This is a genomic window from Rhizobium sp. BK418, from assembly GCF_004341105.1.
Lineage (GTDB): Bacteria > Pseudomonadota > Alphaproteobacteria > Rhizobiales > Rhizobiaceae > Rhizobium.
Genome location: NZ_SLZK01000009.1, coordinates 1 through 21,548, shown reverse-complemented (window position 1 = coordinate 21,548; position 21,548 = coordinate 1). Strand labels below are relative to the sequence as shown.

At 57.9% G+C, this 21,548-nt stretch carries 21 protein-coding genes; 10 read left to right on the top strand and 11 right to left on the bottom strand.

Translation table 11 applies throughout. From position 1 onward, the window contains the following. Positions 1-5: 5 nt before the first annotated feature. Together kduI and EV281_RS27430 are read right to left on the bottom strand one after the other, a co-directional pair. Positions 6-842 (bottom strand): 5-dehydro-4-deoxy-D-glucuronate isomerase, encoded by an 837-nt coding sequence (kduI, locus tag EV281_RS27435; RefSeq protein WP_132657615.1) that lies wholly within the window; start codon positions 840-842, stop codon positions 6-8. Beyond that, complete coding sequence (locus EV281_RS27430) at positions 832-1,620, bottom strand: GntR family transcriptional regulator (protein WP_132657614.1); 789 nt, start codon at positions 1,618-1,620, stop codon at positions 832-834. The genes kduI and EV281_RS27430 overlap by 11 nt, the downstream gene beginning before the upstream one ends. Before the next feature lie 458 nt (positions 1,621-2,078). Between EV281_RS27430 and EV281_RS27425 the strand changes: the two genes are divergently transcribed. The 4 genes from EV281_RS27425 to EV281_RS27410 all read left to right on the top strand — a co-directional run bounded on the left by EV281_RS27425 (position 2,079) and on the right by EV281_RS27410 (position 5,421). After that, positions 2,079-3,077: an ABC transporter substrate-binding protein gene (locus tag EV281_RS27425; RefSeq protein WP_132657606.1), complete on the top strand. Its 999-nt coding sequence runs from the start codon at positions 2,079-2,081 to the stop codon at positions 3,075-3,077. Positions 3,078-3,178: 101 nt separating this feature from the next. Continuing rightward, positions 3,179-4,066, top strand: a complete 888-nt coding sequence (locus EV281_RS27420) for a proline/glycine betaine ABC transporter permease (protein ID WP_132657604.1) — start codon at positions 3,179-3,181, stop codon at positions 4,064-4,066. Beyond that, a complete protein-coding gene (locus tag EV281_RS27415; protein WP_132657602.1) occupies positions 4,059-5,078 on the top strand; it encodes a glycine betaine/L-proline ABC transporter ATP-binding protein in 1,020 nt (339 codons plus the stop codon). Before EV281_RS27420 ends, EV281_RS27415 begins: the two co-directional genes overlap by 8 nt. Positions 5,079-5,220: 142 nt before the next feature. Continuing rightward, positions 5,221-5,421: a hypothetical protein gene (locus tag EV281_RS27410; protein WP_132657600.1), complete on the top strand. Its 201-nt coding sequence runs from the start codon at positions 5,221-5,223 to the stop codon at positions 5,419-5,421. 188 nt (positions 5,422-5,609) lie between these two features. Here the strand turns inward: EV281_RS27410 and katG are convergent, their stop codons facing one another. Further along, positions 5,610-7,793, bottom strand: coding sequence for a catalase/peroxidase HPI (katG, locus tag EV281_RS27405; protein ID WP_132657599.1), 2,184 nt, complete (start codon positions 7,791-7,793; stop codon positions 5,610-5,612). Between the two features lie 187 nt (positions 7,794-7,980). Here katG and EV281_RS27400 point away from each other — a divergent pair, with 187 nt between their 5' ends. Both EV281_RS27400 and EV281_RS27395 read left to right on the top strand, forming a co-directional pair. After that, a complete protein-coding gene (locus tag EV281_RS27400) occupies positions 7,981-8,895 on the top strand; it encodes a hydrogen peroxide-inducible genes activator (protein WP_132657597.1) in 915 nt (304 codons plus the stop codon). 190 nt (positions 8,896-9,085) lie between these two features. After that, positions 9,086-9,796 (top strand): MgtC/SapB family protein, encoded by a 711-nt coding sequence (locus EV281_RS27395; RefSeq protein ID WP_132657595.1) that lies wholly within the window; start codon positions 9,086-9,088, stop codon positions 9,794-9,796. Between the two features lie 95 nt (positions 9,797-9,891). Here EV281_RS27395 and EV281_RS27390 read toward each other — a convergent pair whose 3' ends face one another. Continuing rightward, positions 9,892-10,314: an EF-hand domain-containing protein gene (locus tag EV281_RS27390; RefSeq protein WP_132657593.1), complete on the bottom strand. Its 423-nt coding sequence runs from the start codon at positions 10,312-10,314 to the stop codon at positions 9,892-9,894. 270 nt (positions 10,315-10,584) lie between these two features. Between EV281_RS27390 and EV281_RS27385 the strand changes: the two genes are divergently transcribed. Then, on the top strand, positions 10,585-10,872 hold the full coding sequence (locus EV281_RS27385; protein WP_245508377.1) for a GNAT family N-acetyltransferase: 288 nt from the start codon (positions 10,585-10,587) through the stop codon (positions 10,870-10,872). Positions 10,873-10,973: 101 nt separating this feature from the next. On the opposite strand, the gene EV281_RS27380 is transcribed toward EV281_RS27385, so the two are convergent. The 3 genes from EV281_RS27380 to EV281_RS27370 form a co-directional block, all read right to left on the bottom strand. Next, positions 10,974-11,453 (bottom strand): carboxymuconolactone decarboxylase family protein, encoded by a 480-nt coding sequence (locus EV281_RS27380; RefSeq protein ID WP_132657591.1) that lies wholly within the window; start codon positions 11,451-11,453, stop codon positions 10,974-10,976. 155 nt (positions 11,454-11,608) lie between these two features. Further along, complete coding sequence (locus EV281_RS27375) at positions 11,609-12,505, bottom strand: LysR family transcriptional regulator (RefSeq protein ID WP_132657589.1); 897 nt, start codon at positions 12,503-12,505, stop codon at positions 11,609-11,611. A 79-nt stretch (positions 12,506-12,584) separates the two neighbouring features. Next, on the bottom strand, positions 12,585-14,069 hold the full coding sequence (locus tag EV281_RS27370; RefSeq protein ID WP_132657588.1) for a mechanosensitive ion channel family protein: 1,485 nt from the start codon (positions 14,067-14,069) through the stop codon (positions 12,585-12,587). Between the two features lie 677 nt (positions 14,070-14,746). Between EV281_RS27370 and EV281_RS27365 the strand changes: the two genes are divergently transcribed. Next, entirely contained in the window at positions 14,747-15,118 is a 372-nt protein-coding gene (locus tag EV281_RS27365) for a response regulator (protein WP_132657586.1), read from the top strand. Positions 15,119-15,196: 78 nt separating this feature from the next. Here the strand turns inward: EV281_RS27365 and EV281_RS27360 are convergent, their stop codons facing one another. Beyond that, complete coding sequence (locus EV281_RS27360) at positions 15,197-15,919, bottom strand: winged helix-turn-helix domain-containing protein (RefSeq protein ID WP_132657584.1); 723 nt, start codon at positions 15,917-15,919, stop codon at positions 15,197-15,199. Positions 15,920-16,326: 407 nt separating this feature from the next. Between EV281_RS27360 and EV281_RS27355 the strand changes: the two genes are divergently transcribed. Further along, positions 16,327-17,262, top strand: a complete 936-nt coding sequence (locus EV281_RS27355; protein WP_132657582.1) for an alpha/beta hydrolase — start codon at positions 16,327-16,329, stop codon at positions 17,260-17,262. A gap of 173 nt (positions 17,263-17,435) precedes the next feature. Here EV281_RS27355 and EV281_RS27350 read toward each other — a convergent pair whose 3' ends face one another. Further along, positions 17,436-18,197, bottom strand: coding sequence for an SDR family oxidoreductase (locus EV281_RS27350; protein WP_132657581.1), 762 nt, complete (start codon positions 18,195-18,197; stop codon positions 17,436-17,438). Positions 18,198-18,594: 397 nt separating this feature from the next. After that, a complete protein-coding gene (locus tag EV281_RS27345; RefSeq protein ID WP_132657579.1) occupies positions 18,595-19,233 on the bottom strand; it encodes a response regulator in 639 nt (212 codons plus the stop codon). Between the two features lie 559 nt (positions 19,234-19,792). Between EV281_RS27345 and EV281_RS27340 the strand changes: the two genes are divergently transcribed. Then, a complete protein-coding gene (locus EV281_RS27340; RefSeq protein WP_132657577.1) occupies positions 19,793-20,563 on the top strand; it encodes an NmrA family NAD(P)-binding protein in 771 nt (256 codons plus the stop codon). Positions 20,564-20,672: 109 nt separating this feature from the next. Here the strand turns inward: EV281_RS27340 and EV281_RS27335 are convergent, their stop codons facing one another. Continuing rightward, positions 20,673-21,113, bottom strand: coding sequence for a hypothetical protein (locus EV281_RS27335; protein ID WP_132657575.1), 441 nt, complete (start codon positions 21,111-21,113; stop codon positions 20,673-20,675). Positions 21,114-21,548 lie beyond the last annotated feature (435 nt).

The window sequence follows — 21,548 nt, the reverse complement described above, 5'->3', positions numbered from 1 at the left end:
CGCCATCATCTCAGATCGCCAATAGCGATATGGTCCATATCTGTGAAGCTCTTGTTGTCGCCGGCCATTGCCCAGATGAAGCTGTAATTCTTTGTGCCTGCACCCGAATGGATCGACCAGGGTGGCGAAATGATCGCCTGTTCGTTGGCAACGAGCATATGGCGGGTCTGTTGCGGCTCGCCCATGAAATGGAAAACACGCTGGTCGGCATCGAGGTCGAAATAGAGATAGGCCTCCATGCGCCGGTCATGCGTATGGCTCGGCATGGTGTTCCAGATGCTCCCGGTCTCCAAGCTAGTGAAGCCCATGGTCAGCTGGCAGGACTGGCAGACCTCCGGATGAATATACTGGTAGATCGAACGTTTGTTGGCGGTTGCCGCCTCGCCCGGCGTCAGATGCCGCGCCTTGTCACGTGTCAGAAGTACGGTCGGATGGCTTGCATGGGCCGGCGTCGAGACGAGGTAGAATTTTGCCGGATTGCCGGCATCTCCGCTTTCAAAGCTGATATCGACGGCGCTTCGGCCAACATAGAGGCAGTCATACTTCGCCAGTTCGTAGGCCCTGCCATCAACGACCACGCGGCCCGAATGACCGACATTCAACACGCCGAGTTCGCGCTCTGCAAGAAACCTATCCTGGCCGATCGCCTTCGGTGCAGTCAACGCCAACCCCTTGCCGAGTGGCGCAGCACCACCGATGACCATACGGTCGTAGTGGGAATACGTGAGCCTGATTTCACCTGATACAAACACCGTCTCGACCAGGAAATGACGCCGCAATGCTTCAGTATCGAAGCCGCGGACCGCCTCAGGATGGGAGGCGTGTCGTACGTCAATCTGCATTGGAATGATCCTTCTCTCCTACAGATGCCGCCATCGGCGGGGCATCCTCAATGAAATAGGCTGGGTCGAGCATCTCGGCCTTCTCGACTTCGTGCAGCAGCTTGCCGAGATGAAATTCCATAGCGGCCTTCGCCCCATCCTTGTCACCGCTGCGCATGCAATCGATGACGGCGGCGTGCTCTTCGATGACGCGCGCAAGTCGGCCCTGCTGCGGCAGCGTCAGAAGACGGTAACGATCGCTATGCACCTTAACTTGCTGGATAATCGCCCAGATGCCGGGGAAGCCGGCGATAGTGCTGATCAGCTGGTGAAAATTGTTATCGATGATGTGGAAGGTCGCGACGTCGCCCTCCCTATGGCAGGCATCGAGATCGGCAAGATTGCGCTCCAGCGCCTTAAGGCCAGCCGGCGTCATCTTCTCGACCGCGATCGAAATCGTGGTGTCTTCCAGCGCCTTGCGCACGAGGATCGCTTCATAGAGCGCCCGGCGCGGGATACGGGAAACGAACGTGCCCGATTGCGGAAAGACGTCGACGAGACCGTCATCTGCAAGACGAATGATCGCTTCACGGATCGGCGTGCGGCTGACACCGAACTGCGCCTCAAGCTCTTTCTCGTTCAAAAGCTCCATAGGTTTCCGGCGGAGCGACACGATATCGTCTAGGAGCGCATTGTAGACGAGCGTCGCCGCCCGCGGGGCCGCCGCCCTCTGGTGCGAAAGCAACGTGACCCCTTGTAGGGAGCGCTTCTTACGCATCATTCCAGAGGACGAATTCATCGCGTTCCTTTACCGGCAAGAACCGAAAATCGAATGTTTGAAATCACCGGGAACCGCCTCCCTTTGATTGATGCGGAAGTAATATATTAGTATCCAACTTCTTGCAAGTGTATCATCGAGCACCTGGAAACCGTGGAAAAACTGCTTTATGAGCGGGAGTTGGCATTGGGGGCAAAGGGCGATGCCGCTCATCATCAGTGATCGCGATGGGAAATTTGCCGATCAACCGAAAGATATGACGACCCGATTGCACCAACCACCACGTGATGACGCCGCACCATCGTTCCGTCAGCGACGCCGTATTTAAAACAGCATTGAAAGAAGGTTCTAATGCGCCATTTTTTGACGCAACCAGAATGGCCGTTGCGGTCTTAAAACAGGCTCAATGCAAGGGTCGGCGTACGCGGTGGCGCCGGCGCCCCGGTTAGGGATACACCGCGACCAGAGGGAACAAAAAAATGAAAGTACTTTTGGCCTCCACCATTCTCACAGCCGGCGCCATGTTCGCGGGCGGAAGCGCTTTTGCCGCCGATTGCGGCAATATCACAATCGCAAGCATGAACTGGCAATCCGCAGAAGTGGCTGCAAGCCTCGACAAGATGATCCTTGAGGAAGGTTATGGCTGCACGGCAGAAATCGTCAGCGGCGATACCGTCCCCACGCTCACTTCCATGGCCGAAAAGGGCGAGCCGGACGTTGCGCCCGAAGCCTGGGTCAGCCTGCAGCCGGAACTGGTCAAGCGCGGCCTTGAAGGCGGCAAGGTGGTCGAGGGCGCCAAGATCCTCTCGGATGGCGCCATCCAGGGCTGGTGGATCCCCAAATATACCGCCGAGGCTCACCCCGACATCAAGACCATTCCGGATCTTCTGAAACATCCCGAGCTCTTCCCCGCTCCGGAAGATAAGAGCAAGGGCGCCGTCTTCAACGGCCCGCAGGGATGGGGCGGCACCGTCGTCACCACACAGCTCTTCAAAGCCTATAATGCCGAGAAAGCAGGCTTTACGCTCGTCGATACCGGTTCGGCGGCGGGCCTCGACGGTTCGATCGCCAAGGCCTATGAAAGCAAGCAGCCCTGGGTCGGTTATTATTGGGCACCGACTTCTCTGCTCGGCAAATATGAGATGGTCAAGCTCGGCTACGGCACGGAATATGATGCCGCCGAATGGAAGCGCTGCACCTCTGTTGCCGATTGCCCTGATCCCAAACCGAATGCCTGGCCTGCCGATGACGTGCAGACGCTGATCAGCAAGAAATTTGCCGACCGGGGCGGCCCCGCTATCGATTATCTGAAGAAGAGGGCATGGACCAACGACACCGTCAACAAGCTGATTGCCTGGATGACAGACAACCAGGCAACAGGCGAAGACGGCGCCAAATACTTCCTGAAGAATAATGAGCCCCTCTGGAAGGACTGGGTCTCGCCGGAAGCCGCCGAAAAGATCAAGGCGTCGCTTTAATCAATCAGACATGGGCAGCCTTGCCGCTGCCCAGACAATCCTTCGGCGCGACGGCCAAAACAACAATCGGCCGCCGCCATTATCTATTTTGGGGAACCGGCATGGATTGGCTCTGGAAATTTCCGACAATGAACGACGATGTGCTGCGCGAACTGAAGAAGAGCGTCGACGAAGGATTTCGCGCCTTCACTCGGGCCTATGGCGACAGCATCGAAGCAGCCTTCAGCCCGCTGCAAAGTTTTCTCATCTGGGCAGAACGGCTGCTGACCGGCACGCCCTGGCCAATCATTCTGATTGCTTTTGCCGCCATTGCCTGGTTTGCCAGCCGCAGCTGGAAGGTCGTCGTCGGCTGCGTTCTGACGCTCGTTGTCATCGGCTATTTCGACATGTGGCAGGATACGATGAAGACGGTGTCCATGATCTTCGTCTGTACCGTGCTTTCGATCGTCATCGGTCTGCCGCTCGGCATCCTGATGGCACGGTCGAACGCGATGCAGAGGATCGTCAACCCGATCCTCGACGTCATGCAGACCATGCCGAGTTTCGTCTACCTCATCCCCGTCGTCATGCTTCTCGGCATCGGTCGAGTTCCTGGCGTCATTGCCGTCGTTATCTACGCCCTGCCGCCGATGATCCGTCTCACCAATCTCGGCATCCGCATGGTGGACGAGAATGTCCTGGAGGCAGCCGATGCCTTCGGCTCGTCGAGCTGGCAGAAGCTTCGCAACGTCCAGCTGCCGCTGGCGCTGCCGACCATCATGGCCGGTATCAACCAGACGATCATGATGGCGCTCGCCATGGTGGTCATTGCCTCCATGATCGGCGTTCAAGGGCTTGGCCAGCCGGTCCTCAAGGCCATTTCCAACCAATATTTCACCCTCGGCGTCTTCAACGGTCTCGCAATCGTCGGCATTGCCATCATCTTCGACCGGATCAGCCAGGCCTATGGCCTGCGGCTACAGAAGCACCGGGAGATCGTGCATGGCTAGCAATTCGATCGAGATCCGGAGTCTCTTCAAGATCTTCGGCCCGCGCGGCCGCGACTATGTGGAAGCCGTCAGCAAGGGCATGTCAAAGACCGAGCTCAATAAGGAGCATGGTCATGTGCTCGGGCTGAAAGACATCAACATCACCATTCCCGGCGGCAAGATCACGGTCATCATGGGTCTTTCCGGCTCCGGCAAGTCGACGCTGATCCGCCACATCAACCGGCTGATCGATCCCACATCGGGCGAAGTCCTCTACGGCGGTGCGGATGTCTGCCGCATGGATACCCTGCAGCTTCGCGAATTCCGTCGCCGGAAGACCGCCATGGTTTTCCAGCGTTTCGGCCTGCTGCCGCATCGCAACGTTCTGCAGAACACAGTCTACGGTCTCGAAATCCAGGGGGTCGCAAAGGCGGAGCGCGAGGAACGGGCCAATGCCTGGATCAAGCGCGTCGGTCTGGAGGGCTTCGGCGGGCACTATCCGAACCAGCTCTCCGGCGGTATGCAGCAGCGCGTCGGCCTGGCGCGGGCGCTCACCAATGATGCCGAAATCCTTCTGATGGATGAAGCCTATTCTGCGCTTGATCCGCTGATCCGCGTCGACATGCAGACGGTCCTCCTCGATCTGCAGAAAGACCTGAAAAAAACGGTGGTCTTCATCACTCACGATCTCGACGAAGCTCTTCGGCTCGGGGAGAAAATCGCCATCCTGCGTGACGGTGAAGTCATCCAGCAGGGTTCGGCGGCTGAGATCGTCCTCAGCCCCGCCAATGATTACATCGCCGCCTTCGTCAAGGAGGTCAATCGCGGTCGGGTGATCAGGATCGGTGCCGTCGCGAAGCAGATTTCGGTCGAAAGCCAGCTGCAGCTTTTCGAAGACATGGATATCGAAGGAGCCCTGCGTGAAATGTCTCGCGCCGACGTCTCCTCTGCCGCCGTCATATCACGGGAAGGTCAGCTGCTTGGGGGCATATCGCTGCAGCAGTTGCTGGCGCTGCTCCTGCATCAGGCATAATAACCTTAAGCAATCAGACGGCATGCGCCTCAAACGCGTGCCGTTTGTTTAAACATGGTTAATTTTTTCATTATAATCATCTCATGGAAGGAACCGAACGACACGTCCGGGTGTTGATAGCACGCTGTGGAGGACCCTGAAGATGTTCAAATTTTTCTCGATCAATCCGTCGACCGAGGACTTCGGCGCTGATACCGGCACCTATGCCGACGGCATGACCGACCGCTACTACCGTGATCTGACCGGCCGCACTGAACACCGTTTTCGCTCGGCCCACGAGCGCGACTATGGCGCAGCCCGCGAGATCGTTGAACATGCGCCCCGCGGCGCGGTCGGCAACTGACGACGTAGAAATGGACGAAAAATCCCGCGTCCAATACGGCATCGACCTGAAACCGGAATCGACTCTCGGGGATTTTAAGACGTAGATTCAAGAGTGAGAGCGTCCTTTGCGCGTCCGGATGGACGCGCAAAGGACGCTCTGACGTTTGGACGCGATGGCATCCGCCGCGTCCAAACAGAGCTTTCCAATCAGACGAGATCGAAACGATCAGCGTTCATCACCTTGTTCCAGGCGGCAACGAAATCCTTGACGAACTTCGCCTTGCCGTCCGACTGCCCGTAGACTTCAGCAAGAGCACGAAGCTGCGAGTGCGAGCCGAAGATCAGGTCGACGCGGGTGCCGGTCCATTTCAGTTCCTTCGTCTTGCGATCGCGCCCTTCGTAGACGCCATCCTTGCCTGCAACGGGAGCCCAGACGGTGCCCATGTCGAGCAGGTTGACGAAGAAGTCGTTGGTCAGCGTTTCCGGATGCGCTGTAAAGACGCCATGCTCGGGCTTGCCGACGTTCAGGACGCGCAGACCGCCGACGAGCACGGTCATTTCAGGCGCAGTCAGCGTCAAGAGCTGGGCACGGTCGACGAGCGCTTCCTCGGCCTTCATGAACTGCTTGCGCTTGCTGTTCACATAGTTGCGGAAACCGTCGACGCGCGGCTCCAGAACTGCGAAGGACGCAACGTCAGTCTGCTCTGCGGATGCATCCATGCGGCCCGGCGTAAACGGCACGACGATGTCGTGACCGCCGGCCTTGGCCGCCTTCTCGACGCCGGCCGCACCGGCAAGCACGATCAGATCGGCAAGCGAGATCTTCTTGCCGCCGGTCTGCGCGGCATTGAAGTCCTTCTGGATGCCTTCCAGAACACCCAGAACCTTGGCGAGCTGCGCCGGTTCGTTGACCTCCCAATCCTTCTGCGGAGCAAGGCGGATGCGCGCGCCGTTGGCGCCGCCGCGCTTGTCGGAGCCGCGGAAGGTCGAGGCCGAAGCCCAGGCCGTCGAGACCAGTTCCTGCACCGAAAGACCAGAGGCCGCGACCTTGGCTTTGAGACCGGCGATGTCCTGGTCGTCCACGAGCGGATGGTCGACGGCCGGGATGACGTCCTGCCAGATCAAGTCTTCGGCCGGCACTTCCTTGCCGAGGTAGCGCACCTTCGGTCCCATATCGCGGTGGGTCAGCTTGAACCAGGCCCGGGCGAACGCGTCGGCGAACTGATCCGGGTTTTCCATGAAGCGGCGCGAGATCTTCTCGTAGATCGGATCGAAGCGCAGCGCCAGATCGCTGGTCAACATGGTTGGCAGTTGCTTTTTCGAAGGGTCGTAGGCGTCCGGAATGGTGGCTTCGGCGTTCTTCGCGACCCACTGCTTGGCGCCGCCCGGGCTCGTCGTCAGCTCCCATTCGAAACCGAAGAGGTTTTCGAAGAAGTAGTTGCTCCACTTCGTCGGCGTCTGGGTCCAGGTAACTTCCAGACCGCTGCCGATGGCATCGCGCCCGACGCCGCTGTTGAAGGTGCTCGCCCAGCCCAGGCCCTGGGCTTCCAGCTCACCACCTTCCGGATCGACACCGACAAAGGACGGATCGCCCGCACCATGGGTCTTGCCAAAGGTATGGCCGCCGGCAATCAGCGCGACGGTCTCTTCGTCATTCATTGCCATGCGGGCGAAGGTCTCGCGGATGTCACGCGCGGACGCGAGCGGGTCGGGAGTGCCGTTCGGGCCTTCCGGGTTGACATAGATGAGGCCCATCTGCACGGCACCGAGCGGCTCTGCAAGCTCCCGTTCGCCGCTATAGCGCTCGTCGCCGAGCCAAGTGCCTTCCGGACCCCAGTAGAGCTCTTCCGGTTCCCAGACGTCGGCGCGGCCGCCGGCGAAACCGAACGTCTTGAAGCCCATGGATTCGAGCGCGACGTTGCCTGTCAGGATCAGCAGGTCGGCCCAGGAGATGCTGTTGCCGTATTTCTGCTTGATCGGCCACAGCAGGCGGCGGGCCTTGTCGAGGTTGACGTTGTCAGGCCAGGAGTTGAGCGGCGCAAAGCGCTGCTGGCCCTGACCGGCACCGCCGCGGCCGTCGGTGATGCGGTATGTGCCGGCGCTGTGCCAAGCCATGCGGATGAAGAGACCGCCGTAGTGACCAAAGTCAGCCGGCCACCAGTCCTGCGAATCCGTCATCAGCGCGTGCAGATCTCTCTTCACCGCATCGAGGTCGAGCTTCTTGAACTCTTCGGCATAGTTGAAATCCTTCCCCATCGGATCCGAAAGGTCGGAATGATGATGCAGCACCTGCAGGTCGAGCTGGTTCGGCCACCAGTCACGATTGCCTCTGCCACGTGCTCCCGAGTGGTCAACCGGACATTTGCCCGCATTTTCAGGTTTCTGGTCCATAGTTTTCTCCTGTTGCTCCAGGCGACCGTTCAACAGTCGCCTTGTCCGTTAAACTATCGGGCCTGATTGCGTGCCTACACTCGTCCGGTTCGATCGGGGTGCACACATCCTCCCTCTCCTGCCTTTTTATCGGAAGCATATGATAATTTTAAGTTGGATTTACTGATGGCCGCGATAAGTTCGCCTTATGACCAATGTTACGCTCAAACAGCTCCGTTATTTTGAAGCCTTGGCGCGTCATGGCCGCTTCCGGCATGCGGCCGATGCCTGTGCGATTTCGCAGCCCGCCTTATCCATGCAGATCAAGGAGCTCGAGGGGGAACTCGGTGGAGATCTCTTCGAACGCGGTGCGCGGGAAGTGAGGCTAACGGCCTTCGGACAGCTGTTTGCGCTCAGGGTTCGCGACATTCTACGCGCCGTGGACGAGCTCGGTGATCTCGCCCGCTCTTCGCAAGACAAGTTGCTGACACGGCTGAGAATCGGAATCATTCCGACCGTCGCTCCTTATCTGCTTCCGGCGATCATCAGCGACCTGAACAGAACCTTCGACAATATTGAAATTCAGGTACGTGAAACGCTGACGGCCAAGCTCGTGCACGAAGTGGCACAGGGCGAACTGGATCTGGCGGTAGTCGCATTGCCGATATCGGCGCCATCACTCACAGAAATCAAGTTGTTTGAAGAGGAATTCCTGCTGGTCCGGCGACGCGAGGACGAAGGTAAGCCGGTGCCGGAGCCTGAGGCCCTGCGCGAAATGCGCTTACTTCTCCTGGAGGAAGGGCACTGCTTTCGCGATCAGGCCCTGTCCTTCTGCGGCATAGAATCGACACGTCCGCGGGAGATTATGGAGGGGAGCTCACTTTCCACGCTGGTGCAGATGGTCAGCGCCGGCATTGGCGTAACCCTGATCCCCGAAATGGCGGTGCCGGTGGAGACGCGCTCTGCGGATGTTTCCGTCTCCCGGTTCCGTACGCCGCAACCCTTGCGAACGATCGGGATTATCTGGCGCAATTCGACGCCGCTGGTCAAACAACTCCTGCAGATTTCCGATGTCATCCGCCATTCGGCCGGAAGCCTGCGCCGTCAGGTCTCGGCGGACTGAGCCAGATTCTGCACCCGCCGATTTCGTGACCGGTTTTACTACCCTACTGGCCGGCCCACTAGCCGGCTTGCCGGCTGCGCTCTAGCTTCCGCACTAAGCGATCGGCAGCGATCCGGCTTCGGGAGCCATCTCGGTATAGGGCGAGGGTTCCATTTCACCGAAAGAGCCGCTTGTCCGTAACGAGGGGAGCATGGAATTGGATTTGATCGACCTGATGCCGATCACGCCGAATTGGGCGGACATCGCAATCCGCCTGACGGCAACGATCATCGCCGGCGCATTCATCGGCCTCGACAGGGAGCGAGGAGGACATGTTGCGGGGTTGCGCACGACCATTCTCGTCGGATTGGCGGCATGTCTCTCGATGATCCAGGCAAATATCCTTCTGGCAACGAGCCAGAGCACGAACGGATCGATGGATATATTGCGTTTCCCGCTCGGCGTCCTCACCGGCGTGGGCTTCATCGGCGGCGGGGCAATCCTTAAAAGGGGCGACATCACCACCGGCGTAACCACGGCGGCTACGCTCTGGCTGATCACGGCGATCGGCCTCTGCTTCGGGGGTGGACAGATCGTTGTCGGCGCCATCGTAACTATTCTCGCCGTCCTGATCCTTTCCCCGCTGAAGCAGGTAGACCGATGGATATCAGGTCAACAGAACGGCATGGTGGCAATCACACTTCCGGTTGACGCCGGTATCCCGGATCTGAAGGCAACGGTTATCGAGCTCTCCGAAGCAAGGTTTACAGGGCTCACAGACAGTAATAACGGGCATCGCGAGCTGACCTACGAGATCAGGTGGGAATCCGCTCGAGGCGTTCCAGGCGCGGATCAGATTGCCGCATCATTGGAAAAGAACTTCCGTGTCATGCGTTTCGAGCATCGCGCCACCGTATCATAGAACGTCTGCCTCCAAGCGTTCTGCATGATAACGACCGTCGCGCAGCACTCGCGTCGCGACGGTAGAATCCCCGACGTCAGGGTCTTTCAACAGTCTCAGCTATTAGGGAGTCGATAACCGGGAGGCAAATGTCCGATCTTGACTTTGAATAGCTTGGTCATGCCTTCGCGCATTTCAGCTTCATCGACATAACCCTTGTTGCTCGGATCGATGATCGACCAACGGTCTTCGCTGCCGATGGCGTCATAAGCGTATCCCTTCTGATCGGCGAGGCGTGCCTGGCCGGCCAGATATTCGTCCCTGGTGACCTTACCGTCCTTATTGATATCCGCCCATCGCATCTGCGAACTGGCCAGCCCGTCGTAGAATTGCGCAATACGCTCCTCCTCGCTCGGAAGCGATGCTTCCTCCGTTGTCTTTCGAGGCGAAAAATCGATATTCTCGTCGTTGACGGAAGGTGCCTTTCGGGCCTTCGGCACAAAGAGGTCATAAACTGAATTATCAGATCCTATTCTCATCGATGTAATATCCCTTTCCGGCTGGGCTGACGCAGTCAGGAAAGGCTGCTGGGCTTATCTGGACCTTGCTAAAACGGCGAACTGGAGCCCTGCGTTACAATTGAAATCAAAATGTGCGGCCCCCGTTTCGACACCGCTCCGACCGTCGGATCTGCAGCCGCAGCGACGGATAGTTGCTTTTCAATAAGGCAGCGATCGGTTGGCTCAACGATCGTTTGCGTTGACGAAACAGCGAGATGAAAGAAGGCTGGGGTGATGATGGAATGGAGAATGACCTTGCCGCTTCTTGTTCAGAACAACAGCCGGATGCAGCGCTACGAGCTGCCGATCAACACTGATGCGATGGCCATAGCCTACTACAGGATGGAGGGCGACAAGATCGTCCTTACCCACACCGAGGTACCGTTCGAATATTCTGGCGCTGGAATCGGAACGAAGCTCGCTGACGGGGTGTTCGCGCTGATCAGGAAAAACGGCCAGAAGGTCGTTCCGCAATGTGAGTTCATGGCGCATTATGCCGCAAAGCATCCCGAATATAATGATCTGATCACTGGCTGATATTTTCGCCTGTAGCAGCCAAAGACGCCTGCAGCAGCCACATGGGATCGCTTCCGCAGCGGCCGCATTCTCATGCGGCCGCTATATCGGTCGACCGGTTATTATGCCAGTCCGGCCTTGTCCAGGCCGTAGAGCTTGTCCGCCGAACCCGGCACTGCCTTGACCGCAACGCTAATCCGGTTCCATGCATTGATGGCCATGATCTGGAAGGTGAGGTCGGACACTTCCTTCTCGGAAAGCTGGCCGCGAACCTTCTCGTAGAGTTCGTCCGGAACGCCGGTGTCGGAGAGCTTGGTGACTGCCTCCGTCCAGGCAAGTGCTGCCCGCTCGCGGGGGCTGAACAGCGTCGATTCACGCCAGGCGGCGACGTGATAGAGCCTGAGTTCCCGCTCGCCATGGATCTTTGCTTCCTTGGAGTGCATATCCACGCAGAAGCTGCAGCCATTGATCTGGGACGCCCGGATTTCGACCAAGTCCCTGATTGTCTGCTCGATGGAGCTCTCTTTCAGCTCCATGGTGAACGCCGTGAGCTTCTTAACGAGCTCCGGCGAAAGGTGGGCATAGTTCAATCTTTGCGTCATATCATCCTCGTCCTTCGAATTTCTGACTGGGGCAGACCGCCGAGGCAATCGCCTGCACTCGGTCATAAAACGAGTAGCAAGGACTAGAAAAAGCGGTAGCTAAACATCGGTTGGGGGCCGAGGCTGTTGCGCCTGCTGCGGTCTCGGGAGACTGCTCATCGCGATACATGTTTGTGCATTTCGGTTTCGATGAAATCCGAAAAGAGACGCAGGCGGTAAGTGGGCATCCGACCGAAAGCGTGGACAGCCTGGAAGGGCATGGTCTCCAGCTCGAGGTCAGGCAGGAGCTGGACTAGTTCCCCTCGATCGAGCTCTTCCTGGACGATGCATTTCATCAGGTAAGCGACGCCCAGTCCGCTCAATGCCGCAACGCGGATCGCCGTCGCCGTATCGAGATCCACCTGGCCCGTCGGTATCATTGTCACGCCGTCGGCAAAACGAATGGGATAGGGATGACCGTCGATCGCATATCGCGCGAAGGGAACTTCGCGCAGCCTCTCCACCGAGCTCACCCATCCCCATGTTTCGATAAAGGCGGGAGATGCGACCAGCGCCATCTCCAGATGCACAAGCGTCCGCGTCATCAGGTCGCTTCCCGCGACTTTGCCGACGCGAAATGCAATATCGTATTTTTCACGGATCAGGTCCACGTGCCGATCCGTCGTCCCGAGATCGAGCGTTATGCCGGGATGCTGTGGCAGGAAGCGCGTGAAGATGGGCGGCATGAGTAGCCTCGCAAGCTCGCTTGGGAGGCTTATGCGCAAATGGCCGGTCGCGCCGCGATCCGTCTGCAAGACGTCCGAAGATTCTTCGATCTGCCGAAGAAGCGGCGCAATGTTTCCGAAGAAGGTCTCACCATCGGGCGTCAGCGTCAGGATGCGTGTCGAGCGACGAAAGAGCTTCAACCCCAGCAGGCTTTCCAGCCGTGAAACGCTTTTCGATACCCCTGATGGCGTTGTCTGCAGGCTGCGCGCGGCAGCGCTGAAAGACCCCGTTTCCACGGTTCGCACAAATGCGATCAGTCCCGCAGTTTCGCTCAGCAAATTGCCCATCTCGCCTCACTCCGCTGCAGATAATTTAGTCTGCACGCAGATAGCAACGCCCGGACAATCGAGTGCGGCAGCACTGGGGTCACGCATGCGCATGGTTACGGAATACCGATCGAATGGCCTGCAGAAGGTAGGACCGCCGGCGATCATGATGCATGGCATGATTGCCGGCGTTCTCGCTCAATGCCTCTCGATGCGCGAGATTTGCGGCCAGGTCCTCCGCGAGTTCAGGACGATCGTTCAGGAGCGGTGCAAAGGCTTCCTTGCCGATCTCATAGACGGTCACCCGTGTTACCGCCTGCAGGGCATGGCTCTCGCCAATTCCCGCAAGGAACCCCCCTTCGCCAAAAAAATCGCCCGGCGCCAGGCGTGCCGTCTCCTCGCCATCTCTCCGCATCGAAACGATGCCTGCCCGGACGATCATAAGGCTGGCAAGAGTGTCTCCCTCTTTCGCGATCTCCTCACCGGGGGAAAAAGTGCGTTTGGCTGCGGATGCCGCAAGTGCGATTATTTCATCGGCTGTGAGCCCCGAGAAGACGGGGATCGCTTCGATCAGACTTTGCGCAGGACTTGCACCGGAAGCCAGCGAATTCTCTGCGAGGGGCTCACTCGCCATGATGACCTTGCTGAGCGGCATCGCCAGTTGAAGTCCGCTGGACTTGCAGTGTCGGTACACGAGGTCGATCACCTCACTGCGGGCGATGCCTCGCTGCAGCGGGCTGGTTACTTGGAAATAGAGTTCGATACCAACCGCGCTGGCATCTATGCCGACAAGCGAAACGGCCGGCGGCGGATCTTTGATGATGGAATTGCAGCTATCCAGCACCGTCTGCATGACGCCGAGGATCATGTGTGGCATATGTGTCGGGACAATCCGGACCGACAGAGTGATCAGGTGGTTCTCATCCGGCCGGCTGATATTGGTCAGCCCGAGTTTGGCAAGCACGCTGTTCGGCAGGACGACGATATTGTGAGCAGCCGTCAACAGATGCGTCGAGCGCCAGTCGCTGGCGACAACCCGCCCTTCCGTGCCGTCGCTGAGCAAGATCCAATCACCGATGACATAGGGACGCCCCAGTGTCAGGGCGATCCCCGAGAACACGTCTCCCAATGTGTTCTGCAATGCAAGACCGAGGATGACGGCAATGACGCCTGATGTTGCGAGCAACGTGCCGATCGGAACCCCGAAGACGAAAGCCATTACCGACAGGGCAACACCGAGATAAACGACCGCGATCAACAGGTCCTGAATGAGCCTTGCCTCCCTCGGCCGGCCGTCCAGCACGATGTAGATGCGCAGGAACCCGATGACGGCCCAGGAGAGGTGAACCCACCAGAGGATTTTGGCAGAGACAAAGAGGACGCTCACGCCTTCCAGATGCGGCGGGTCAAAGCGAAACGGGATAATCCTTCCGAGCATCAAAACGATCGTCATGGCGACGAAGAAGGCGATCTGGGCAATGAGGCGCGCGTTTGGCCGGGAGCGCCCCTGCAGATGCCACACGACGATGCCAGCTATGCCCAAGGCGTTCAGCAAGACGGCAAACAAAATGATTTCCTGCGGCATCCGGTTCTCTCATCGATAAAAAGTACTGAGAAACACACCCACCGCCGCCGCCTGGAATACAGCGACCGGGGTGTTCGCGAAGAGACTGGTTTTGAGCTCGCGCTCCTGTGGAACTATGCTCGTCGCCCCCTCGGGAAGCCAGCTGGGAGCGTCGTGAATCTCCAGAAAATCGACCTTCTAGAAGCTAAGCATGATCCGGCTGCCCGACCACTAAAACAAAGGTTGGCTTGACACCAAACCTGCCATCTGTTGTTCGCCAGCCTTAACGTGCCAACCCTCGGGCTATCGCCAATCGGTCCGGGCAATATTTATCGACGCCACCATCACAGTTGAAAACCCAGCCGAGATCGGAGCAGACTTCAAGATCTTCAAAGGACCGCGGCATGAGAATCTTTGATTGAGCAGGCTGGGTCGGATCTCTCGCGTGAGGCAAACTTCCGTTTAGTTGAAATGCGGCTGTTATGCGTTACCATAGGATGCAGACTTGGCGCTGTCTCACGCGGAAAGAGGCCGTCGCTCGTGCCTCCAGTGGCATCAACGAGGCCAGGAGCCGGCGAATAGATCGGTGCACATCTGAAAGACGATGTGGTTTTGCTTCTCTTGATGTCAGCGAGTCATAAGGCATCGCCAATGCCTCGAAATGTCGGGTGAACTGGCTCAATATTGTCAGAGGTCTTATGCAGTCCGCGCAAAAAACGACGATCGCAATCATTGATGACGATCCGTTTCTGCTGGAATCGCTGAAGGATCTGTTCGAAACGACGGGGGTTGAAAGTCGGACCTATACGTCCGCGGACGCCTTCCTCAATTCCGGCGACATGCATCGCGTGCATTGTGTACTGACGGATATGAGGATGTCCGGAACCAGTGGACTTGACCTGCTTTGCGCCGTGGTTCGGGAGGGCGGTCCGCCGGTGTGTATTATGACGTCTTTTGCCGACAACCGCACCGAAGCAGCGGCAAGATCATCAGGCGCGGCCGCCTTCATGGAAAAACCGCTGAATTCCAAGGACCTGATGGAATTCATAGCCTCCGCTGCAGAGCGCTGATCCCGATCATCTCGCCCGGGACCGCAGAGCCAACCGTCACTATGCTGCTAGGCGCTGACAGGCGGCAAGGGTCCAGACTCATCGTTTGAGCCTCGGGCGCTCATCCACCATCACATCGCAATCCAGAATATAGCCGGTTCCACGTGCCGTCTTGATCAGGCTCGGTTTTGACGGTTCCGTTTCGAGCTTGCGCCGCAGGCGCAGAACCAGTGCATCGATGCTTCGGTCGAAGACCTCTTCCGAATGGACGCGGCTTGCTGCAAGCAACCGCTCACGGGACAATACCTGTCTCGGCGCGTTCAGAAACGCGACCAGAAGATTGAATTCAGCCGCAGTCAGCTTCGTTTCGCCAATGTCCAGCCGCGTAAGCGCCCGCTGACGCAAGGAAAGCGTCCAGTCGCCAAACAGATAGATACGGCGTCCGCGGTCGGCCTCAGGCGGGGACCTCACCCGCATGGCTGCCTTAAGCCGTGCGAGGAACTCCCGCAGACCGAACGGCTTGACGATGTAGTCGCTTGCGCCGAGTTCGAATCCCAGAACCTTGTCGGCTTCCTCGACCCGGTCAGCGCTGGTGATGATGACCGGCGCCGAAAGGATCGACAGTTGGCGCACGATCTCCAGGGCGTCCTCCCCCTTAAGGTTCAGATCGATGACGAAGGCATCGACCATCTCCGTCGAGAGCACATTCTGCAGGTCATCACCACTGCCTACGGCGGTAACACGAAACGCCTGCTGCACAAGGTATTCACTGATGAGACTGCGTGCAGAGTGATCGTCATCGGCAATGAGGACATGCTGCATGGGTTTCTCCGTCTAGCAACGCGACGGGGCACTGGTCTGCGAGATATAACAATGGCTTGCGATGAATCTGCCGTCTGTGGCGCCCCCTCCTCGTTCATAATCGAAGAGCACCGGACGGACGATCAAACGTCCGTTTAGGTTTAACCGGAACATCGGCAGGTCTACGGTGCCGCAAACGTCGGCCCTCAAACCGCCATGCGCGCAAGCCCCGCCATTCAAGCCGACAGACTATCGTAGATGAAACTGAAGTATAGCTCGCCATCCTCCCCATAGAATGTAGAATTTCTCGGCCTGACTCGACGGCGATATGCTTTCAGAACTGGAACTTTCACAACGCTTATTAAGTGTTTCTAGACAAGGAGACTTACGTGGATCCGCAACAATTTCGGCCAACGCGCCGAGATACGATGACGGGAGCGATTACACTTGCGGTCGCTGCCGCAACATTGAAACTTTCCTCACCTGCAATGGCCGACGAGCCAAAGAAATCGAAGGAAGAACATGCTATGAGCAATCAATACGTCACAACGAAAGACGGCACTCAGATCTTTTACAAGGATTGGGGTCCGAAGGACGCTCAGCCGATCGTCTTCCATCACGGCTGGCCGCTCAGCGCTGATGACTGGGATAACCAGATGTTGTTCTTCCTCGGCAAGGGTTATCGCGTCATCGCCCATGACCGCCGAGGTCACGGCCGCTCCAGCCAGGTCAGCGACGGCCACGATATGGACCATTACGCCGCAGACGCCGCAGCGGTCGTCCAGCACCTTGATCTTCGCGACGCGATCCATGTCGGTCATTCGACCGGCGGCGGCGAGGCAACGCATTATGTCGCGCGGCACGGCAAAGGTCGGGTCGCCAAGCTCGTCCTCATCGGCGCCGTCCCGCCGATCATGGTCAAGACCCCGGCCAATCCGGGCGGTCTGCCGATCGAAGTTTTTGACGGTCTACGCGCTGCACTGGCGGCTAACAGGTCGCAATTCTACATCGACCTGGCCAGTGGCCCGTTCTATGGCTTCAATCGCCCGGGCGCACAAGTATCGCAGGCGATTGTCCAGAATTGGTGGCGTCAGGGCATGGCCGGCGGCACCAAGCCCCATTACGATGGCATTAAGGCATTTTCGGAAACAGACTTTACCGACGACCTCAAGTCGATTGAGGTTCCGACTCTCGTTATGCACGGCGACGATGACCAGATTGTCCCGGTCGCCGATTCCGCGCCGCTTTCCGCAAAGTTGCTGAAGAATGCGACGCTGAAGATCTACAAGGGTCTGCCGCATGGCATGGCGACGACGCACGCCGACATCGTCAATGCGGATCTGCTGAGCTTCTTCAAAGCCTGATGATTTCGGGAGGCGCCGGCAAGGCGCCTCCCTCCCGGACAGTGCAGGCCGGACTGAGCAGGTTTGAACCGCAGATCGACTTTATCCGCGGATATCGGCATGACAAACAGACGCAAAATGATCAAAGCCCCTTTCGGGGCTTTGACTATTTCTATGCGGATTTCAATGCCCGATCAGTGACCCGGAGGCGGCGTCGCCGTCTTGACCCACTCGGAGTACCGCGTCTTGCCGATCCGTGCCTGGCTGCCAGGCATAAGGGAGCCTTCTTTGAGGAGGGCACCGAAGTAACGGGTCTGGTCATCGGCGACGACATCGCGCTTGTCGCCGATCTGCCGCATGTAGCGGGTGACGGCGTCCGCAATCTTGATCGGCTCCGGACCGGCGATCTCGATCGTAGCATTCAGCGGATTTCCGAGAACGACGTCGACGAGTGCGTCAGCAACATCATCCGAGAAGATCGGCTGCATCATGGCCGGTGAAAGGTGAACCTTGTCACCCTGCACGCCGGACTGGGCGATGGCGAACATGAATTCGAAAAATTGCGTCGAGTGAACCAGGGAATAAGGAATCCCAGATTCTTTGATGATCTTCTCCTGGGCAAGCTTGGCGCGCATATAGCCGCTGTCTGGAAGACGTTCGGTGCCGACGACGGACAGAGCGACATGGTGCTTCACTCCGGCCGCCGCTTCAGCGGACGCAATATTCCGGCCCGCTGTCTGGAAAAAGTCCATTACCGCCTTATCCTCGAACGAGGGGGAATTCGAGAGATCGACAACGACCTGCGCTCCCTTGAGAACGTCCGCAAGGCCCTCGCCCGTGATCGTATTGACGCCAGATGCGGGAGATGCGGCAATAGCCTCGTGGCCCTTCGCCTGGAGGCGTTTGACGAGCTTTGTACCGATAAGGCCTGTCCCGCCGATGACAACAATTTTCATGATGTGCTCCTTTTGCTCTACTAGAGGATTCGAAGAACGCCACGCTTCGGGAGCGAGGCGACGGGGCCTGCTAATTCAGGCGAGTTTTGCCCAAACCAAGCGTTACAGCAGCAGTCACAGAATCCATGGACCTGAAGAATTCCCGCAATTCCCTTGCAAAATTAACAGGTTGCATCATCGCTTCGGTTCTGGATCCATTATGGAATGATTGGCTGCGTTGCCAGCGGCCAGGACTCAAGCCTAAGCGATTATCTTTGGACTCATACCCAAACATACGTTGGGGATCGGCTGACGGCCGGCCGAACAAGAATCCAGCGGGAATGCCTGATTGAACGAGCTACAGCGAGGCGGTCTTCCTTGGAATGCCGATCGCTTTGACCACAGCGTCCGGCGGTTTTTAGCCCCGCTGAAGCTGCTCGACCTTGCGGACCAGATCCGCCAGGGAACGGCACTGCATCTTGCGCATGAGGCTCATCCGGTGAAGCTTGACTGTCATTTCGCTGATGCCAAGCTGATAGGCGACCTGCTTGTTCATCAAACCACTTGCCACCGCATGCATGACCTCCTGCTCCCTCGGGGTCAGGCTGTTCGCGAGCGTCTGAACGCGTTTTAGTTCCTCATTCGACTTGCGACGTTCGTCGTCCACCTTGATCGCATGATCGACAGCATCGAGGAGAACCTGATTGACGAATGGCTTCGTGATGAAATCAGTGGCGCCGGCCTTCATCGCCTTAACGCTCGTTGAAACGTCCGCGTGGGCCGTCAGGAATATAAGCGGCAGCTTGCAGCCCAAGGCCAGAAGCTGACTTTGAAGGTCGAGGCCCGTGCCACCCGGCATCCGTAGATCCACGACAATGCAGCCGGCCGCGTTTACATCTGCCCACTTGAGAAACTCCAATCCGCTTGGAAAGGCCGACGCGCGCTTATTGGTTACCGTAAAAAGGTCCAGAAGGGCGCTGCGCATCTCTGCATCATCATCGATTACGTAAATGATCGGCTCGGCGCTCTTGTCCGTCTTTACCTGAGCGTTTTGCATCGAATTACCTCTTTGGTGCCTGGGAGATTGTCCAACAACCGAATAAGCTGCCGCCTCCCCGCTCCATGCTTTGCTGGCGCCCGAAAGCCAACGCCTGCTTCCTCAGATGTCGAACAGATAACACGGACCAGATGCCAGTGGACGGTACACCTTGGTTTACTACCGCCGGCCAGACCAGCTCGTTCCTCCTTAGTCCTCAAAGTACGAACAAGACCGGCAGCAGACGCTGCCGGCCTTGCCTGCTCGACGACGTAAGCCGGATGGGTTGGACGCTCGACTGCCAATTCGTTGGCCGCAGGAAGAAGCCGGAAAAATGCCTGCGTTCATCATCTCCATCGTGTCCGGTTAACACGGCTCACGAATGCTCAGATACCGGCCGATGCAGCGCCTGGCATCCCTAACCTTGGTTTGCCAAACTCTGGTTTTATTGATCCTCCGAATATCGGGCGTGGCCGATCGCGCCATCCCTAGTTCGGGTCAACCCAAAACTTCGTTTTATCGATCCGATCCCTGAAACGGCTATCCTTTCAAGAAGTCAGGCAAATCCCGGAGACGTGAGATGAAAATTACGGTGGTTGGCGCGAGCGGGATGATGGGATCCAAGATCGTTCGAGAACTGGAACGAGGTGGTCAGTCTGTCAGCGGAGCTTCGACCAAGACGGGCGTCAATGCCTATACCGGCGAAGGGTTGCAGGCGGCGCTTGCCGATACGGACGTAGTGATCGACGTTACGAATTCCGGCTCGTTCGGAGATTCCGACGCGCTCGACTTCTTCAAGCAGGCGGGGAAGAATCTGCTGATGGCGGCAAAACAGGCAGGCGTTGGACACTACCTCGCACTGTCGGTCGTCGCGGCGGATCGCCTCGTCGAAAACGACTACTTCCGTGCAAAGCTGGTGCAGGAAAACCTCATAAGGGCTTCCGGCCTGCCCTATACGATCGTCCGATCCGCGCAGTTCTTCGAGTTCTTCAACGGGATCATCAATTCGGCAGCCGAGGGCGATGGATTTCGGCTGTCGCCAGCACTGGTGAGGCCGATCGCGGCCGATGAGGCTTCAACCCTGATATCCCAGATCGCAATCGGCTTGCCCCATAATGACATCGTTGAAATCGCCGGCCCGGAAGCCGTCCCGCTGGACCAGTTGGCACGCGAGATACTGACGGTGACCGAGGACACGCGGTCGATCGCAATCGATCCAGATGCGCCATACTTCGGTGTCGGGCTTGCGAACGCGACGCTTCTGCCGGGCGCCAACGCTCTGGCCGGAAGTCTGACGTTCCACGACTGGCTTTTCCGGTCGCTGATTGCAGCCCAAGAAGGCGGCGGATAACAGCGCGCCAAAGGCCGGCAGCATTTCCGCATTTACGGAGGTTAGAAAACGAAAAAGGGAGGCGCCACCAGCGCCTCCCTTTCAATATCGGAGAGACCTCTTCCTTAGTCTAAGCTCGCACGCTTGCAGCTCCCTGCCGGTTCGCGGAGCCGGCGGTCTGTTGAACTGCCCAGAGCGTCGCCAGGATCCCGAATATCGCCGGCAAGCTTACCGCCGGAAAATCCCGCAAGATGACGGACGAGGAACAGATACCGACGGCAACTTCCCAGAGGTGGAAGGTGGCATGTGCGATGAGCCAAAGCGTCGCCCCTGTCCACAGCTCGACCCGCCGGCTCGCCTTCCACACACCAATGGCAAAGGCAAGAGCGATGAAGCCCTGGATAATGCCGATATCGCGAATGAAATGCTGGTTGAACATCCCTGTATCAGTCACGCCGGGGATAAAATAGTACCAGCTTTCAGGATCGTAGAGCATGTAAAGGGCGAGCCAGCCAGCAAGCAATGTGTTGAAACCGACCATGACGTATACAGTGAATTTCGTGACCTGCATCGCAATCTCCTTGGATAAGCGGACCCCAAAATTAACATCGAAGGCCGCCGCTTACTTCCCAAACCAAGGTTTGAGAACCAGTCCTGTCTTGAGCAGCTTGCGCCTACTCAACCTTTGGTTACAATGTTCGCTCTTGTCTTGCGTCCCCTGATCGCTGGGAGATTCATAAACCTCTTCGGTGGCCATTGCGCCCGGTTCCATACCGTTGCCTACTCCCTTTTCAGTAGACCCTACCGCTGTTCTGCGAAGTTGAATAGAATGCAACCTATTGTAAATTTTGCCGGTGTTACTCTTTTCAACAAAGGACACCAGCTATGTCATCCACGGAAGATCCGCAGCTGCCGCGCAATGCCGCGCGCAGACATTTTCTAGGTGTTAGTGCGGCCACCGGTGCCAGGCTTGCCGGCTTGGCAGCCTTGGCAACGGCAATTTCCA